This is a genomic window from Streptomyces javensis (assembly GCF_039525925.1).
Classification (GTDB): domain Bacteria; phylum Actinomycetota; class Actinomycetes; order Streptomycetales; family Streptomycetaceae; genus Streptomyces; species Streptomyces asiaticus.
This window is the reverse complement of the sequence record NZ_BAAAIF010000071.1, coordinates 38,265-54,678: the sequence shown is the minus strand read 5'-3', so window position 1 is coordinate 54,678 and position 16,414 is coordinate 38,265. Positions and strand designations below refer to the sequence as shown.

The window sequence follows — 16,414 nt, the reverse complement described above, 5'->3', positions numbered from 1 at the left end:
GGGGTACGGGGCGGAGCCCCGGCACGGGGTACGGGGCGGAGCCCCGGCACGGGGTACGGGGCGGAGCCCCGGCACGGGGTACGGGGCGGAGCCCCGGCACGGGGTACGGGGCGGAGCCCCGGTTTCGGGGTCTGGGGCGGAGCCCCGGTTTCGGGAAGGGGCGGGGAGGGGAAAGATCCGCCGGACGCGCCCTAGGCCTCGGCGACCTCCGCGTAGCGCTGGCACAGTTCGGGGGCGCCGTCGGCGGCCCATTGCTGGCCGGCCTCCACGACGTCGACCTCGCGGCCGGAGGCCAGCCTGACGACGGGTCGGCCGTCGGGCCACACCTGCCAGACGGCCCCGGGGACGGTGCGGACGATGACCGTGCCCAGGTAGAGACCGGCGTCGTTACCGAGCCAGGGAAGCTCGTCCGGGTCGTCGCGCCAGCGCGGCGCCATCTGGTCCAGCGCTTCCAGGGAGGCCGTGGAGTCATCGAGCCCGATGCCCGCGTCGGAGGCCCGCGCACGCAGGAGTTCGCATTCGGAGAGCAGTTGGGCGACGCCCTGGGGGTCCTCCTCCTGGGCACCCATCAGGGCCGCGCCCGAGGCGGGGCCACGTCGCTTGCGCCAGTTGCCCAAGAAGGAGATGTTCATACCGCTCAGCGTGGCATCCAGGCCACCGGCGCACCACAGGGCGCGCGGTATGAGCTGTGACCGGATGCCAGTTGTGAGCCGTGACCCGATGCTTGTCTTGACGACACCCATCTGCCTCCATACGTTCTCCGGGCACCTGTCGAATCACCGGTCGGGTTGGTTGCGAGAGGGGACACATATGCGCGTCGCGAGACCGTGGACAACCGCCGGGATCGTCGCGGGAGGTGTCACACTCGCACTCATCGCACCCTCCTCCGCCGCACCGGCCAGTGTGCCGACCCACAAGCCGCTCCCTCTGGAGCGGCTTTTCGACAACCGGGCGGTCAGCGATGACACCCGCCCGGGTGACGCCGACTTCGACGGCGCGGGCGCCTCGCTCTCCGCGCAGGACCTGCGGGCCGCCGGCTGGACCCCGGGGCGCGATATCGCCCTGGACGCGGTGCGGCTGACCTGGCCGCGGAGTGCGGGGGCACGGCCGGACAATGTGATCGCCGACGGTCAGGCGGTGCGGCTGCGCGGCCGGGGCGAGGCGCTCACCTTCCTGGTGGCGAGCAGTTCGCCGAACGGGCCCGGCGCCGGAGCGAGCGGCGTCGGAACGGTGCGCTACCGCGACGGGTCGAGCCATCCGTACACGCTGAGCGCGCCGGACTGGCGGGCGGGCCCCGCCGCCACCAAGGCCGTGGGCCTCCCCCATCTCAACACCGCCGCCGGGCAGCGGCAGGAGACGGCCCGGCTGTACGCGGTGACGGTGCCGTTGGAGCGCGGCCACGAGGTCACGTCGGTGGTGCTGCCGAGGGACCCGGGCCCGGCGGCCGACCTCCATGTCTTCGCCGCGTCGCTGCGGCAGCCCGCGTACGGCTGGACCGGGAGCTGGGCGGCGAGCACCGCCGGGTACACCAAGGTCGGGCCGTGGACCGATCAGACGCTGCGGCTGGTGGTGCACACCAGCGCGGGCGGGCCGAGGGCCCGGGTCCGGCTGGAGAACACATTCGCCGCGGCGCCCGTGGAGATCGGGCATGCGACGGTCGCGCTCCAGGCGAGCGGCGCGGCGGCGCAGGGGTCACCGGTGCCGCTGACCTTCGGCGGGCGGCCGGGGGCCTCGATCCCCGCGGGCGCGCAGGTGTTCAGCGATCCGGTGGACTTCCCGGTTCCGGCGGACGCCAATCTGCTGGTGAGCATCCATCTGCCGGGTCCGGTCGCGGCGGTGCCGGTGCACAGCCAGGCCACCCAGCGGTCGTATCTGAGCGCGGCGGGCAGCGGTGACCGGACGGCCGAGCCGGGCGCCGAGTCCTACACCGGCACCCTCACCACCTGGCCGTTCCTGACCGGGGTCGATGTGCGGGGCGGCCCGGGTTCGGTGGTGGCCCTCGGCGACTCGATCACCGACGGCACCAAGTCCACCAACGACGCCAACCGCCGCTGGCCCGATGTGCTCGCGCGGCGGCTGCGGGGCCAGTCCGAGGTCCCGGCGTACGGGGTGCTCAACGCGGGCATCTCCGCCAACCGCGTGGTGGCCGACCGCTATCCGGGCGAGGGCGTCTCCACGGACACCGGCGGGGTCAGCAGCCAGCACCGGCTGGAGCGGGATGTGCTCGCCCAGACCGGGGCCCGTACGGTCGTCGTCTTCCAGGGCATCAACGATCTGCGGTGGGGCAGCTCGGCCGAGGAGCTGATCACGGGGCTGCGGTCGGTCGCGGCGCGGATGCGGGAGCGCGGGCTGCGGGTGGTCGGGGCGACCATCGCCCCGTGCGAGGGCGAGTCGCTGTGCACGGCGGACGCGGACGCGCGGCGCTCGGCCGTCAACGCCTTCATCCGGGACAACGGCGGGGTGTTCGACGCCGTGCTGGACTTCGACGCGGTGGTACGGGACCCCGAGCACCCGGCGCGGATCCTGCCCGCCTATGACAGCGGGGATCATCTGCACCCGGGCGACGCGGGGTTGCGGGCGATGGCGGAGTCGATCGACCTGCGGAAGCTGACCGGGTAACCGGGTAGGGGGAGCCTCCGGGGCTCCCCCTCCTCGCCAGGACATCCCGCCGCGGGGTCACACCTCCAGGTCGACGACGACCGGGGCGTGGTCGGAGGCGCCCTTGCCCTTGCGCTCCTCGCGGTCCACATACGCGTCGCCGACCGCCTTGGCGAACGTCTCGTTCCCGTAGACCAGGTCGATGCGCATGCCCCGGTTCTTGGGGAAGCCCAGCTCGCGGTAGTCCCAGTAGGTGAAGGGGCGGTCGTACTTCAGCGGCCGGGGCACCACGTCCGAAAGACCCGACTCGCGCAGCGCCGCCAGGGCCTCGCGCTCCAGGTCCGTCACATGGGTCAGCCCGTCGAAGGCGGAGCGGTCCCAGACGTCCTCGTCGGTCGGCGCCACATTGAAGTCGCCCAGGACCGCGAAGGGGCGCTCACCGGCCGCGTCCCCGGCGACGGCCGTGCGCAGCGCCTCCAGCCAGCGCAGCTTGTAGTCGTAGTGGGGGTGGCCGATCTCCCGGCCGTTGGGCACATAGACCGACCAGAGGCGGACCGGGCCGCAGGTGGCGCCTATCGCCCGCGGCTCCTGTCCGCCGTCGTAGTCCGGCCCGCCGGGGAGGCCCACGGTGACGTCCGCGAGCCCGGCCTTGGAGAGCAGTGCCACTCCGTTCCACCGGCCGGTGGCGTTGACCGCGGCCTCGTAGCCGAGCTCGCGCAGCGGCTCGTGCGGAAAGGCGGACTCGGCGCACTTGGTCTCCTGGACGCACAGGACGTCCGTGCCGCTGCTCTCCAGCCAGGCCAGCAGCCGGGGCAGCCGGGCGGTGATCGAATTGACGTTCCAGGTCGCGATGCGCATAGGGCACAACCTACATCCCGGGTCCGACAGCGGGTCCGGCCCTCAGAGGGTGAGGGATTCGCCCGGGGTGAGCCGCAGGTGCTCGGCGCCTTCCGTGCCGGGGCCCTCGGGGCCGAGCATCCGCCCGTAGACCGTGTGCGCGACGTCGGACAGCAGGGCGTCGTGGATGTCGATGGCCCGGCGCGGGCCGACCGCGCGGACGTAGTCGAGGATCTCGGCGAACTTGTTCCAGGGCGCGTGCACCGGCAGCATCAGCGTGTCCACCCGGTGCCCGGCGGGCACGGTAAGGGCGTCACCGGGGTGGAAGAGCGTGCCGTCCAGCAGATAGCCCACATTGGTGATCCGGGGGATATCGGGGTGGATGATGGCGTGCAGCTGGCCGTGGACCTCGATGTCGAAGCCCGCCGCGGTGAAGCTGTCGCCCTCCCCGATGGTGTTCACCCGCCCGGGGAAGGCCGCGGAGATGTGGTGGGCGACGCTGTGGAGCGTCCAGATCTGGGCGGCGGGGTTGGCGTCGAGCGCCGTGCGCAGCCGCTCCTCGTCAAAGTGGTCGAGGTGCTCGTGGGTGACCAGGATCGCGTCCGCGCCGACCGCGGCGTCCGCTTCGCTGAAGGCTCCGGGGTCGATGACGAGCGTCTGCCCGTCCTTCTCGATCCGGACGCAGGCATGGCCCTTCTTGGTGAGCTTCATGGAGATCATTGTGCTACCGCGGCCCCCGTTGACCGCACTGGCCCGCGGGGCCTTTCCGCTCAGCCTCCGGGCTCAGCCCTCGGGGCTGGTCTCCTCGCGGATGATCCGCTGGGCCACGGCGAAGGCGGAGTTCGCCGTCGGCACCCCGCAGTAGACGCCGGTGTGCAGCAGCACCTCCTTGATCTCGGTGGGGGTGAGCCCGTTGCGCAGCGCGGCCCGGGTGTGGAAGGCGAGTTCGTCGAGGTGGCCGCGGGCGGCGAGGGCGGTGAGGGTGACCACGCTGCGGATCCGCCGGTCGATTCCGGGCCGGGTCCACACCTCGCCCCAGGCGTAGCGGGTGATGAAGTCCTGGAAGTCGCCGGTGAACTCGTCGGCCAGGGACTGCGCCCGGTCCACATGGGCGTCGCCGAGCACCTCGCGGCGCACCTTGATGCCCTGGTCGTACGCGTCGGCGCGGGCGTCCAGCAGCGGTTCGGGCACGTTGTGGCCGAGACCGACGACCTCGGCGCCGGGCGGCATCGGCGAGAGCACGGGCTTGGGCGGGGGCGCGGGGATCGCGGTCATCCCGGTCGAGTGGTCCGGGCTCTGCCAGGAGCTGGAGAAGTGGCGCACCAGCAGATCGGTGACGGCCATCGGCTGCTCGACCGGGGTGAGATGGGAGGCGCCGGGAACCAGCGCGAGCCGTGCGTCGGCGATCCCGGCGACCAGGACGCGGGCGTCGGCGGCCGGGGTGACCTGGTCGTCGGCGCCGGCCACCACGAGGGTGGGGACGCCGATCCGGCTGAGCTCGGCGCGGATGTCGAACGCGGCGAGGGCCTCGCAGGCGGCGATGTAGCAACCGGGGTCGGTGGTGCGGACCATCTGGACGGCCCACTCGACGATGGCGGGCTGGGCGGCGGCGAAGCCGGGGGTGAACCAGCGCTCGGGGGTGGCGCGGGCGATCGGGTCGAGGCCGTTGGTGCGGACCACGACGCCGCGCTGCCGGAAGGAGTCGGCGGTGCCGAAGCGCGGGGAGGCGGCGACGAGGGCGAGTGAGCCCACTCTATGGGGATGTCGCAGGGCCAGTTCGGCGCCGATGGCCCCGCCGATCGAGCAGCCCGCGTAGCCGAAGCGCTCGACGCCGAGCTGGTCGAGGGTGGCCAGCAGCCGGGCGGCGAGCTCCGCCACGGAGGGGGCCGGATGGGCGGGGGCGCCGCCGTGGCCGGGGAGGTCGAAGCGGAGGACGCGCCAGTGGCGGGAGAGCTCGGGTATCTGGCGGTCCCACATGTGCCAGGTGGTGCCCAGCGACGGTCCGAGGACGAGCACGGGCCCGTCCTCGGGGCCGTCGGTCCGGTACTGAAGTGTCTTCGTCTCGCTCACCCGAAAACGGTATCCGACACGGGTGGCGGGGTTTTCGGGCGCGATGCGCCCGGAAGGTGAAGGACTTACGGCGTGACCGTGGAGACCACGTAAACCTTCGGATGCGCCGGGTTATCGAACTTGACCGTGATCCTCAGCTTGGGTTGCGGATCTTGTCGCTTGATGAACATCCCCGCCCAGTCGTGACCGGGTTCTCCGACCTGCCAACCGACCTTCCCGGCCTGCTCCTTGGTGATGGTCACCTCGCCCTTGTCCAGGGCGGAGCGGCGGGTGCCGAGCTTCTTCAGGAACGAGTCGAGGCCGTCGCGGTCCGTGACGAACTGCACGTACAGCGAGCTGACCTTCCAGGAGTTGGTCTCGTAGAAGGCGACCTTCTTGGAGTACGGCGGCACCGGCACGTCGTATATGCGTCGCTGCACCCGGGTCGGATAACCCGCGCTGAGGCCCTTGGCCGACGCCGCCTCCGCCTTGTCCTCACCGCCGTTGCGGCTCTGGATGGCGGAGATCACCAGGTAGCCCGCCGGGATCGCGATCAGCAGGAAGATGACAATGATCTTGAGCCAGCGGCGGGGCGGGCGGCCGCCGCCGGGCACGGGCCCGCCGGACATCGGCCCGCCCGGTGTGGGCCCGCCCGGGCGCATACCGTCGGCCGGGGGCATCGCGGCGCCGGGCCGCTGGTCGGCGGCGGTCATTCGCGGCCTGCCTGACTGCGCGGCGCCAGCCGCAGCGGGGAGGAGGACCCGGCGCGCTCGTAGCGCTCGACGCGACGGCGGTTGGCGCGGCGGAAGCGGCGGGCGACCAGCCGGGCGAGGTCGGCGGCGCCGACCATCCCGGCCTCGGGGCCCAGCTGCGCCTTGACGATCCGGGCCTCCGGCCGGTAGCCGCGGCCGGTGAGGGTGCGCCGGAAGGCGTTCCGGGCGGGGTCGATCAGCAGGTCGTCGGCGGCGCTGACGCCGCCGCCGATGACGAAGCAGGAGGGGTCGAGGGCGGCGGCGAGATTGGCGATGCCGACGCCGAGCCACTGGCCGATGTCCTGGAGCAGTTCGACGCACATGGCGTCGCCCTGGCGGGCCAGCTCGGTGATCAGCGGCCCGGTGATCTCCTGGATGTTGCCGCCGACCCGGTCGTTGATCCCGTAGGCCACCGGCGATTCGGCGGCGGCCAGTTCACGGGCCTCGCGGACCAGGGCGTTGCCGGAGCTGTACTGCTCCCAGCAGCCGCGGTTGCCGCACGGGCAGCGATGGCCGGCCGGGACGACCTGCATATGGCCGAATTCCCCGGCAACCCCGTACTTGCCGCGCTTGACCTGGCCGTCCTCCAGGATCGCGCCGCCGATCCCGGTGCCGAGGGTGATCATGACGAGATGGTCCTCGTCGCGTCCGGCGCCGAACCGCCACTCCGCCCACGCGGCGGCGTTGGCGTCGTTGTCGACCAGGACCGGGACGGCCAGCCGCTCCGCGAGCCGGTCGCGCAGCGGTTCGTTGCGCCAGGACAGGTGCGGGGCGAACAGCACGCGGTTGCGGTCGGCGTCCACCCAGCCCGCGGCACCGATACCCACGGCGTGCACATCGTGCCGGTCGGAGAGGTCCAGCACCAGCTCGGTGATGGTGTCCTCGACGACCTTGGGGCTCTTGGACTTGTCCGGGGTCTCGGTGCGCAGCTTCTCGAGGATGTTGCCGTCGGCATCGACGACCCCGGCCATCACCTTGGTGCCGCCGATGTCGATGCCGACCGTGGGCACCCGGGGCGCGCTGAGGTGCGAGCGGCGCTCACGGGTGCCGACGGTCCGCAGCACGGTGGCCCGGGCCGAGCCCCGGTGCACTCGTTCGCGGTAGATGCTCATCGGCCGGCCCCCTCGCCGGTGCGGGGGGTGCGGTCGCTGCGGGTACGTGCTCGCAAGAGTTCGTCGTCCCTGCGGGGGTCTCGGGAGGCCGCGCGGCCTCGGGTGCGTCGGTCGTGGCGGGTGTGGCCCGCCGTGCGATTGTGCCTCACCCGCGCCTCATGCCGCATGGCGAGCCTACGGCGCGCGGCCCCCGGGGCCCACCGGAACACGGCCGACGACCCGGCCGCTCAGCCATTGGCGAACCCGCTCAACCCTCGGCGACCCCGCTCGACCTCGCTCACCCCTCGGCGAACCGGCTCAGCCCTTGGCGACCCCTCCCGACAGATCGGGGGCCGGGGTGCGGGCCAGCTCATGGCTGAGCTGCTCCAGCTCGCTGCCGCCCGCCATCTGCCGGGTGAGCTCCTCCAGGGCGATCTCGTCCTTGGCGTGGCTGCCCGCCATGGCGCCGCGCTTGAGCAGCACGAAGCGGTCCCCGACGAGATAGGCGTGGTGCGGGTTGTGGGTGATGAGGACCACGCCGAGGCCCGCGTCCCGGGCGGCCGCGACGTACTTGAGCACGACCCCGGACTGCTTGACGCCCAGCGCCGCCGTGGGCTCGTCCAGGATGAGCACCTTCGCGCCGAAGTGGACGGCGCGGGCGATGGCCACGCACTGGCGCTGGCCGCCGGAGAGGGTGCCGATGGGCTGGTCGACATCGCGCAGATCGATGCCCATGCGCAGCAGTTCGCGGTGGGTCGTGGTGCGCATCGCCTCCACATCGAGGCGGCGGAGCGGTCCGCGGCCCTTGTGGATCTCCGAGCCCAGGAAGAAGTTCCGCCACACCGGCATCAGCGGGACCACGGCGAGGTCCTGGTAGACCGTGGCGATCCCGCGGTCGAGGGCCTCGCGCGGGGAGCCCAGCCGGGTCTCCTCCCCCTCGATGGCGAGGGTGCCGCCGTCGTGCTGGTGCAGCCCGGCGACGATCTTGATGAGGGTGGACTTGCCCGCGCCGTTGTCCCCGAGGACGCAGGTGATCTCCCCGGCGTACACCTCGAGGGAGACGCCCTCCAGGGCCTTCACGTTGCCGTAGTACTTGCTGATGTCGTTCAGCGCGACCAGGGCCGCCCGGGGTGCCGGAGATGCCTGAGATGCCATGGATGTCTTGGACACACTCATTTGCTCTCCTCCGCCCGCTTGCGGACCCACCAGTTGAGCAGCGTGGCGAGCAGCAGCATCGCCCCGAGGAAGAACTTGAACCAGTCGGCGCCCCACTGCGCGTAGACGATGCCCTTGTTGGTCATGCCGAAGATGAACGCGCCGACGGCCGCGCCGACCGCCGAGCCGTAGCCGCCGGTCAGCAGACAGCCGCCGATGACGGCCGCGATGATGTAGAGCAGCTCATTGCCCACGCCCTCGCCGGACTGGACGACGTCGTAGTTGAACAGCAGATGCTGGCCGGAGATCCAGGCGGCCAGCGCGACGCCCAGATAGAGGCCGATCTTGGTGCGCTCCACGGGCACGCCGACCGCGCGGGCCGCCTCCTTGGCGCCACCCACCGCGAAGATCCAGTTCCCGGCGCGGGTGCGCAGCAGGATCCAGGTGGCGAGCGCGATCAGGGCGAACCACCACAGGACGGTGATCTGCACTTCGACGTCCCCGATGGTCAGATGCGAGGCGAAGACCTTGTGGGCGGAGGGGAAGCCCTCCATGTCGGAGATGCTCTTGGTGGAGACGGTGTCGCTGATCAGCTTGGTGAAGCCGAGATTGCAGCCCTGGAGGATCAGGAAGGTGCCGAGGGTGATGATGAAGCTCGGCAGGTTGGTGCGGACCAGCAGATAGCCGTTGAAGAAGCCGATCGCGAGGGTGGCCAGCAGGGACACCCCGACGCCGACCCAGACGTTCGCCGTCATCTGGTACGAGAACATCGAGGAGATCAGCGCCGAGCTGGTCACCAGGACCCCGGTGGACAGATCGAACTCCCCGCCGATCATCAGCAGCGCCACCGGCACCGCCATGATCCCGATGGTCGAGGAGGCGTACAGCACGGTGCTGAAGCTGGACCACTGGAGGAAGGCGTCGGCGACGACCGAGAAGAAGACGAAGACGGCGACGGCGCCGACGACCGCGCCCAGCTCCGGACGGCCCACCAGCCGGCGCGGCAGCGAGCCGCGCACCGGCCGGGGGCTCGAGAGCGTCTCCTCGGCGGGCGGTGCCTCCGCGCTCATCGGGTCCCCCGCTTCGTGTACGACGCGAGCTCGGCGGCGTCGTCCTTGGTGATGATCTGCGGACCGGTGAGCACCGGCTTGCCGCCACCGAGCACATCGGCGTTGTAGCGGTTGAGCCACAGCAGATCCACGGCCTCATAGCCCTGGAGATACGGCTGCTGGTCCACGGCGAAGCCGAGCTTGTCGTCCTGGAGCGCGGCGGCGACCTTGGCGTTGAGGTCGAAGGTGTCGATCTCGGCCTCGCTGCCCGCCTGGTCGGCGGCCTTGGCGGCGGTGTCCGCGAAGGGCGCGCCGAGGGTCAGCACGGTGTCGATGCCCTTGTCCGACTGGAGCTTGGCCTCGATCGAGGACTGCACATCGGGCATGTTGGTGCCCTCGACGTAGATCTTCTCCATCTTGCCGTCGAAGGTCTTGGCCGCGCCGTCGCAGCGCTGCTCGAGGCCGACGTTGCCCTGCTCGTGGAGCACGCACAGCGCCTTCTTCTGACCCCGCTTGTTGAGCTCGTCCCCGACGGCCTCGCCCGCGATGGTCTCGTCCTGGCCGATGTGGGTGAGCGCGCCGAACGCCTTGGACACCTCGGCGCCGGAGTTGACGGTGATCACCGGTATCCCGGCCTTGCGGGCCTTGTTCACCACGGACTTCATGGCGTCGGGCTTGGCCAGGGTGACGATCAGGCCGTCGACCTTCTGGTCGATGTAGGACTGGACCAGCTGGGCCTGCTCCTTGCCCTCCTCGTTGTGGGCGTAGAGGAACTTGATGTTGTCCTTGACCGCGGCCTGCTTGGCGCCGCTCTGGACGATGTCCCAGAAGGTGTCCCCGTCTCCGGAGTGGGTGACCATCGCGAAGGTCCACTTCGGGGTGTTGACCGCCGCCCGTCCCCCGGCGTTCGCCTCCCGGGCGGCCCGCTCCTCGGCCCGCTTGCCGCCCGTATCGCTGCACCCGGCCAACGCCGTACCCAGCACCGCCGCGAGCACGGCGGCGGTCGTCGCGCGTGCCCCTCTCCGCACCGTCGCCACGAAGACCCGCCCTTCTCACTGTGTGTTCGTCCCGCTGTCACCTTCACGGCCGGGCACCGCATGATCGGTCCCGGCCGCCGCCCAAGTATCCGTCACCGGTCATCGCCGGGGCTGCCGGGGTGGGCGAGGGCCCCGGCGCCCGTACGGCTTGAGGACTTGTAGCCGGGGACGCGGGACACGTCAAGGACAAAGGGCGCGGCACACGGCGTGCGGCGGCGCTCAGGGGCGTACGAGCAGTTGGAACTCGAAGGCGTAGCGCGAGGCCCGGTAGGTGTGGGAGCCGAACTCCACGGCCCGGCCGGTGTCGTCGAAGGTCGTGCGCTCCATGGTCAGCAGGGGCGCGCCCGCCGGCTCCCCGAGCTGCTCCCCCTCCTCGGCGGTGGCCGCGCGGGCGCCGACCGCCTGGCGGGCGCTGTGCAGGGTGATCCCGGCGGCGCGCATCAGCCGGTAGAGCCCGGTGTCCTCCAGCTCGGCGCTGTCCAGCTTGAGCAGGCCCACCGGGAGGTGGTTGCGCAGATGGGCCATGGGCTCGCCGTGCGCCAGCCGCAGCCGCTCGATCAGCACCACCTCCTCGCCCTCGGCGACGCCGAGGGCGGCGGCGACCTGGGCGGTCGCGGGCTCGGTGGTGTTCCGCAGCACCTGGGTGGCGGGGCGCTGACCGGCCGCCTCCAGGTCGTCGTAGAGGCTGCTCAGCTCCAGCGGGCGCTTGACCTGGCTGTGTACGACCTGGGTGCCCACGCCCCGGCGGCGCACCAGCAGCCCCTTGTCGACCAGCGACGAGATGGCCTGCCGGACGGTGGGGCGGGACAGCCCGAGCCGACCGGCCAGCTCGATCTCGTTGCCCAGCAGGCTCCCGGGCGCCAGCCGCCCCTGTTCGATCGCCGCCTCGAGCTGCTGGGACAGCTGGAAGTACAGCGGGACCGGACTGCTGCGGTCGACGCTGAGCTGGAGCGCCTCCGCCCCGCCCGAAGCGTCTTCTTCCTCCATAGCCACGGGCCGAGGGTATCCGGATGAGCACATGACGGGAAGTCGTGAAGTTCTGTTGTCAGGACAAACTACGCACAGGTGATCAGTCGGAGCCGACAACGCTGTCGTCGTACGGGGTGCGGGTGCCGCGGCTCGCGGACGCCGCCCACCAGCCGCGGCCGCGGGCGTCACACGCCCCCTTGCCGCCGCCCGCAGGCGTCACACGCCCGCCTGCCGCCGCCCGCAGGCGTCACACGCCCGCCTGCTCGCGCAGCCGGGCGGCGGACCGGGCCAGCCGTATGGCGCCGACCACGGGCAGGGTGAGCGCTATCAGTAGGGAGGCCACGAACGAGGCGGCGCTGATCCCGTCGAACGCCAGGGAGAGCGCCACCGCCAGCACCGGCACCGTCACCAGGGGCGACAGGACGAACAGCGTGGCCTGCCGCTTCTCGCGCCGCGCCCAGGGCGCGGACCGCCACAGCCGGACGAGCGCGCCGAGGGCGGCGACCAGCCCCAGGGGTATGCCCACGCCCGGGACCAGGCACAGCGGTACGGGCAGCACGGCGAGGCCGAGCGTCACCCAGGTGGCCCCGGCGTCCTCCGGCTCGGGCGGGATGCTGCCGGACTCCTCGGCCAGCGCGTCCGCCGCGATCTCCTCCGGGGTGCCGATCCAGTCGAGCACCTGTCGCACCCGTTCATCCCCGGTCACGGAATCGCCGTCCCCGGCGGCGTCCTCCGCGGAATCGCCGTCCCCGGCGGCGTCCTCGCCGAGGTCGTCCGCGAGCGCCGCCACGATCTCCTCGCGCAGGTCCTCCAGCAGCTCCTCCCGCCACGCGGCGGGAAGCGCCGCGGTCTGCCGCTCGACCGAGGACAGAAAGGCCCGCACGAGGGGGTGGCTGAGGGGACTGCTCATGTCGTCTCTCCGGGGGCGAGGAAACGGTCACCGGTCCAAGGGGCATGACAACCGGCATCCGTCAGCGTGTAGCACCCGCACGAGGGCCGCGCCCGGATTCGCGCAAATGCGCATCCCGCTGTGTTCAACAGGCTAATGGGCCAGGCTAATAGGCCGCCGCCTCCCCCGCGCCACGGGTCATGACCCGGTCCAGTTCGGTCCCGGTGAGCCCGTCGGGCAGCGGGGCGGTGTCGGGGCGGGCACGCAGTCCGTCCAGGACGAGCGCGGCGATACGGCGGACCGCGCGTCCCCAGGCGTCGGGCGGGAGTTGGGCGTGGGCGAGCATCGCGCCGGTGACCACGAGGTCGGCGGCGGTGGCGTCGGGGCGGATCGAGCCGTCGCCGACACCCCGCTTCAGGACCGCGGCCAGCGACCGGGAGATCCGCGAACCGAGCGGGTCGGCCTCGTCCGCCGAGTGCAGGCCGCCCTCGTCCGCCGAGAGCGGGCCGGGCGCGCCGAGCAGCGGCAGGGCGAGATGGTGCCGTTCGGCGAGCAGCCCGTGCAGAAAACCGGCCAGCGCGTCCAGCGGCGGTGCCGCGCTGTCCTCGGCCTCCTGGGCGAGGGCGGCCACGAGTTCGTAGGAGCGGTGGACGACGGCCGCGTACAGCTCCTCGCGGTCGGCGAAGTTCCGGTACAGCGTGGCGATGCCGACCCCGGCCTCGCGCGCCACCACCTCCAGCGGCACGGCGGGCCCGTCGCGGAGCAGGACCCGCTCGGCCGCGTCGAGGAGGGCGGCGCGGTTGGCGACGGCGTCCGAGCGGCGGCGCGCGGGCTGGGCGGGACTCATGAGGCCATCTTCCCGCTCCGGGCCCGCCGGGAGGGCGACGGACGCGAGAGTCGTACGGGGATGCCCAGATTTTCAGCCGCCCTGTCACACTCCTGTCCGCCGCCGCGTCACCGCCGCGTCATCGCTTCATCCACTCATCCTCGTACTTCTTGTACGTACCGTCATGGGTGGCCAGATGGACCCACTGATCGACGTACTCCTTGAACTGGGCGTCGCCGCGCGGCAGTACGTACGCCTTCTCGGAGAAGGAGAACGGCTCGTCGGGGTGGACCGCGCACAGCTCCGGGTGGATCGCGGACTGATAGCGGGTCTCGCTGGCATCCGTCATCATCACATCGGCGCGGCCCGCGATGATCTCGTCGAAGATCGTCGTGTTGTCCGGATGGACGGTGAGGGTGGCCTGTTTGATATGGGCCCGGGCGAACTGCTCATTGGTGCCGCCCGGGTTGACCACGACTCGTACGCCGGACTGGTCGATCTCCTCCAGCGTCCGGTACTTGTCCTTGTCCTCGCAGCGCACGATCGGCGTCTTGCCGTCGGTGAGGTACGGCTCGCTGAAGGACGCCTTACGGGCGCGGGCCAGGGTCACCGACACCCCGCCCATGCCCACGTCGCAGCGTCCGGTAGCGAGGTCGTCCACGAGCGTGGCCCAGGTGGTGGGCACGTACTGCGGCTTGGCGTCCAGGCTCTTGGCGAGGTCCCCGGCCATCTTGATGTCAATACCGGTGTAGGCGCCGGACTTGGGGTCGCGATGGCTGAAGGGCCGGTAGTCGCCCGTGGTGCACACCCGCAGCACCCCGCGCTCGGGCACCCGGTCGAGCAGCGTGCCGCGCCGCTGCCGGGCGCGCTCGGCGGCGTTCGCCCGCGCCGAGTCGGTCGCCGACTCGGTCTGTGAGGTGGGTTTCGGGGTCGAGGTGGGTTTCGAGGTCGTGCCGACGGCCAGCGCCGAACCGGCGGCGGTGGCGGCGAGCACGGCGGCGAGGGCGGACAGCGTGACGGTACGTCTCACGGCACCTCCTGGGCGCGGGCGGGCGGCCGCTACGAGCCGCAAGATCACAGCGCGCTCAGGGTGGCAGAAGTCCCGGCCCACGGGAAGCCGTTGACCACCGGGTGGACGGGCCGCGTGCCGCCCTCGGGACGTCAGTACGGCTCGTGTACCGCCGTCGTCAGTACGGCTCGTGTACCGCCGTCGTCAGTACGGCTCGTGCACCGCCGTCGTCAGTACGGCTCGTGCACCGCCGTCGTCAGTACGGCTCGTGCGCCGGGTCCAGCGGGGGCGCCACATCCGCGAGGCGGGCCAGCAGTTCGGCGGCGCGCTTGCCCACGGTGTCCCGGTCGCCCTCGGACAGCGCCGAGCCCATTCCGCAGGCGACGGCCCCGGCCGCGACCCAGTCCGGGGCCTCGGCCAGGGTCACCCCGCCGGTGGGGACCACGGCGGCCTGCGGCAGCGCGGCCCGTACGTCGCTGACCCATCTGGGCCCGTAGGCGGAGGCGGGGAAGAGCTTCAGGGCGTCCGCGCCCAGCTCCATCGCGCGCACCGCCTCGGTGGGCGTGGCCACGCCGGGGAAGACCGGCAGACCGTAGCGGTGGCCGGTGCGGATGACCTCGGGGTCCAGGCTCGGCGAGACGAGGAAGCGGGCCCCCGCGTCCACCGCCATCCGGGCCGAGGCGCCATCGAGCACCGTGCCCGCGCCGATCACCGCGTCATCGCCGACCTCCCGGATCAGGGTGGTGACCGCCTCCAGGGCGAAGGGCGTGGTCAGCGAGATCTCCAGGCTGGTGATACCGGCGGAGAGCAGGCTGTCCGCGGTGGCGTGGGCGTGGTCGTAGCTGTCGCTACGGACGATGGCGAGGACGCGCTGCGCGAGCGCGGCCCGGGTGATCTCCCAGCGGTACACGGCGGTCGCCGCCTTCCTCTCCCAGGTGCTGCTGGCGATGCCGCCCCGGATCGCCTCCGGGATATGCGGCGTTTTCAGTGTGCGGTGGACGATACGCGGTGCTGTGTGCGCTTGGTGGCTCGGTATCTGGGTTGTCCGTCTTACCGGTGCTGCTCTGTGCTGTTGTGGAGTCCGCGGCCTCCGGGCCCTCCGGGTGGGCCGCCGTGGGTGCCGCGGTCGAGATGGCGCGGTCGGTTCAGCGATACACCGCGTCCCCGCCCTTGGACAGCTCGGCGAGTGCCCGGTCCCGCGCGGCGGCGGTGGGCAGCCCGTCCGTATCGGTGGCGGCCTGGACGACCAGGGCGGCCACGCACGCCGCTTCGGCGAGCGCCTGGTCCACGCGCAGACCGCGCAGCCGCGCCGACAGATAGCCGGCCGCGAAGCCGTCACCGGCGCCGATCGGGTCGACGACCGGCACCGAGTGGGGTGACTGGTCCCAGCCGCCGTCCGCGGTGAGGACGGTCGAGGAGTGGTCGGCGCGCTTGATCACGACCTCGTCGGCCCCGCCGCGCAGCAGCTCCCGCGCGGCCTCGTCGGCGGGTTGGGCGGTGAGCAGCTCCAACTCCTCCTCCCCCGCGAGGACGATGTCGGCGTCGCGCAGCAACGGGCCCGCCGTCTGGGCCCACTGCGCCGCGCCGCCCAGCTTGTGCCGTACGTTCGGATCGAAGGACACCTTGGCCCCGGCCGCACGGGCCAGCTCCACCAGGCGGCGGCTCGCGGCCGCCGCGGTCGGCGAGAGCATGGGCGTGATGCCGGACAGATGCAGCAGTTGGGTGCCTTCGAGGGCCTCGGGGCGTATCTGCTCGGGCGTCAGCCGGGAGGCGGCCGAGCCCATGCGGTAGTACTGCACATCAATGGCGCGGTACGCGTGGCTGTCGCGCATCAGCAGCCCGGTGGGGGCATGGTCGTCCACGATCGCGTGGGCGACGTCCACACAGTCGGCGCGCAGCTCGCGCAGCACCGCCTCCCCCGCGGGGTCGGCGCCGACCCGGCCGAGCCAGCGCACACCGTGGCCGAGTCGGGCGAGGCCCACGGCCACATTGGATTCGGCCCCCGCCACCGACCTGCGGAAATGCACGGCCCGGTCCAGCGGAACTCCGGGTTCGGCGAGCAGGAGAAGCATTGCCTCCCCGCACGTGACCACTTCCGGACCCTTCGCCACCATGCCTCCCCGCACGTCCGCTGCTACCGAGACGGTATCGGG

The 16,414-nt window shown here is 72.2% G+C and carries 16 protein-coding genes; 1 reads left to right on the top strand and 15 read right to left on the bottom strand.

The annotated features are described in order from the left end of the window. Positions 1 to 191: 191 nt before the first annotated feature. Entirely contained in the window at positions 192 to 632 is a 441-nt protein-coding gene (locus ABD329_RS39235) for a DUF6278 family protein (RefSeq protein ID WP_198281245.1), read from the bottom strand. Positions 633 to 810: 178 nt separating this feature from the next. On the opposite strand from ABD329_RS39235, the gene ABD329_RS39230 reads away from it, so the two are divergent. After that, positions 811 to 2,619, top strand: a complete 1,809-nt coding sequence (locus ABD329_RS39230; protein WP_198281246.1) for an SGNH/GDSL hydrolase family protein — start codon at positions 811 to 813, stop codon at positions 2,617 to 2,619. 57 nt (positions 2,620 to 2,676) lie between these two features. Here the strand turns inward: ABD329_RS39230 and ABD329_RS39225 are convergent, their stop codons facing one another. The 14 genes from ABD329_RS39225 to ABD329_RS39160 all read right to left on the bottom strand — a co-directional run bounded on the left by ABD329_RS39225 (position 2,677) and on the right by ABD329_RS39160 (position 16,375). Beyond that, positions 2,677 to 3,456, bottom strand: coding sequence for an exodeoxyribonuclease III (locus tag ABD329_RS39225; RefSeq protein ID WP_198281247.1), 780 nt, complete (start codon positions 3,454 to 3,456; stop codon positions 2,677 to 2,679). A gap of 42 nt (positions 3,457 to 3,498) precedes the next feature. Then, on the bottom strand, positions 3,499 to 4,146 hold the full coding sequence (locus ABD329_RS39220; RefSeq protein ID WP_198281248.1) for an MBL fold metallo-hydrolase: 648 nt from the start codon (positions 4,144 to 4,146) through the stop codon (positions 3,499 to 3,501). 72 nt (positions 4,147 to 4,218) lie between these two features. Further along, complete coding sequence (pcaDC, locus tag ABD329_RS39215) at positions 4,219 to 5,505, bottom strand: bifunctional 3-oxoadipate enol-lactonase/4-carboxymuconolactone decarboxylase PcaDC (protein WP_344317629.1); 1,287 nt, start codon at positions 5,503 to 5,505, stop codon at positions 4,219 to 4,221. A gap of 65 nt (positions 5,506 to 5,570) precedes the next feature. Next, a complete protein-coding gene (locus tag ABD329_RS39210; protein WP_246618740.1) occupies positions 5,571 to 6,197 on the bottom strand; it encodes a hypothetical protein in 627 nt (208 codons plus the stop codon). Further along, positions 6,194 to 7,348, bottom strand: a complete 1,155-nt coding sequence (locus ABD329_RS39205) for an ROK family glucokinase (protein WP_020867702.1) — start codon at positions 7,346 to 7,348, stop codon at positions 6,194 to 6,196. The genes ABD329_RS39210 and ABD329_RS39205 overlap by 4 nt, the downstream gene beginning before the upstream one ends. A 297-nt stretch (positions 7,349 to 7,645) precedes the next feature. Further along, positions 7,646 to 8,503, bottom strand: a complete 858-nt coding sequence (locus tag ABD329_RS39200) for an ATP-binding cassette domain-containing protein (RefSeq protein WP_198279215.1) — start codon at positions 8,501 to 8,503, stop codon at positions 7,646 to 7,648. Continuing rightward, positions 8,500 to 9,552, bottom strand: a complete 1,053-nt coding sequence (locus ABD329_RS39195; protein ID WP_198279216.1) for an ABC transporter permease — start codon at positions 9,550 to 9,552, stop codon at positions 8,500 to 8,502. The genes ABD329_RS39200 and ABD329_RS39195 overlap by 4 nt, the downstream gene beginning before the upstream one ends. Further along, complete coding sequence (locus tag ABD329_RS39190; protein WP_441005576.1) at positions 9,549 to 10,559, bottom strand: sugar ABC transporter substrate-binding protein; 1,011 nt, start codon at positions 10,557 to 10,559, stop codon at positions 9,549 to 9,551. The genes ABD329_RS39195 and ABD329_RS39190 overlap by 4 nt, the downstream gene beginning before the upstream one ends. A 228-nt stretch (positions 10,560 to 10,787) precedes the next feature. Then, positions 10,788 to 11,555, bottom strand: a complete 768-nt coding sequence (locus tag ABD329_RS39185; RefSeq protein ID WP_198279224.1) for a GntR family transcriptional regulator — start codon at positions 11,553 to 11,555, stop codon at positions 10,788 to 10,790. A gap of 229 nt (positions 11,556 to 11,784) precedes the next feature. After that, positions 11,785 to 12,447 carry an HAAS signaling domain-containing protein gene (locus ABD329_RS39180; RefSeq protein WP_198279218.1) on the bottom strand — a complete coding sequence of 221 codons (663 nt, stop codon included), beginning with the start codon at positions 12,445 to 12,447 and terminating at the stop codon, positions 11,785 to 11,787. Between the two features lie 145 nt (positions 12,448 to 12,592). Continuing rightward, positions 12,593 to 13,273: a TetR/AcrR family transcriptional regulator gene (locus ABD329_RS39175; protein WP_198279219.1), complete on the bottom strand. Its 681-nt coding sequence runs from the start codon at positions 13,271 to 13,273 to the stop codon at positions 12,593 to 12,595. Positions 13,274 to 13,391: 118 nt separating this feature from the next. Further along, positions 13,392 to 14,282, bottom strand: coding sequence for a transporter substrate-binding domain-containing protein (locus ABD329_RS39170; RefSeq protein WP_198279220.1), 891 nt, complete (start codon positions 14,280 to 14,282; stop codon positions 13,392 to 13,394). A 235-nt stretch (positions 14,283 to 14,517) separates the two neighbouring features. Further along, positions 14,518 to 15,171, bottom strand: coding sequence for a bifunctional 4-hydroxy-2-oxoglutarate aldolase/2-dehydro-3-deoxy-phosphogluconate aldolase (locus ABD329_RS39165; RefSeq protein WP_198279221.1), 654 nt, complete (start codon positions 15,169 to 15,171; stop codon positions 14,518 to 14,520). Between the two features lie 235 nt (positions 15,172 to 15,406). Then, complete coding sequence (locus ABD329_RS39160) at positions 15,407 to 16,375, bottom strand: sugar kinase (protein WP_198279222.1); 969 nt, start codon at positions 16,373 to 16,375, stop codon at positions 15,407 to 15,409. Between the last annotated feature and the right edge of the window lie 39 nt (positions 16,376 to 16,414).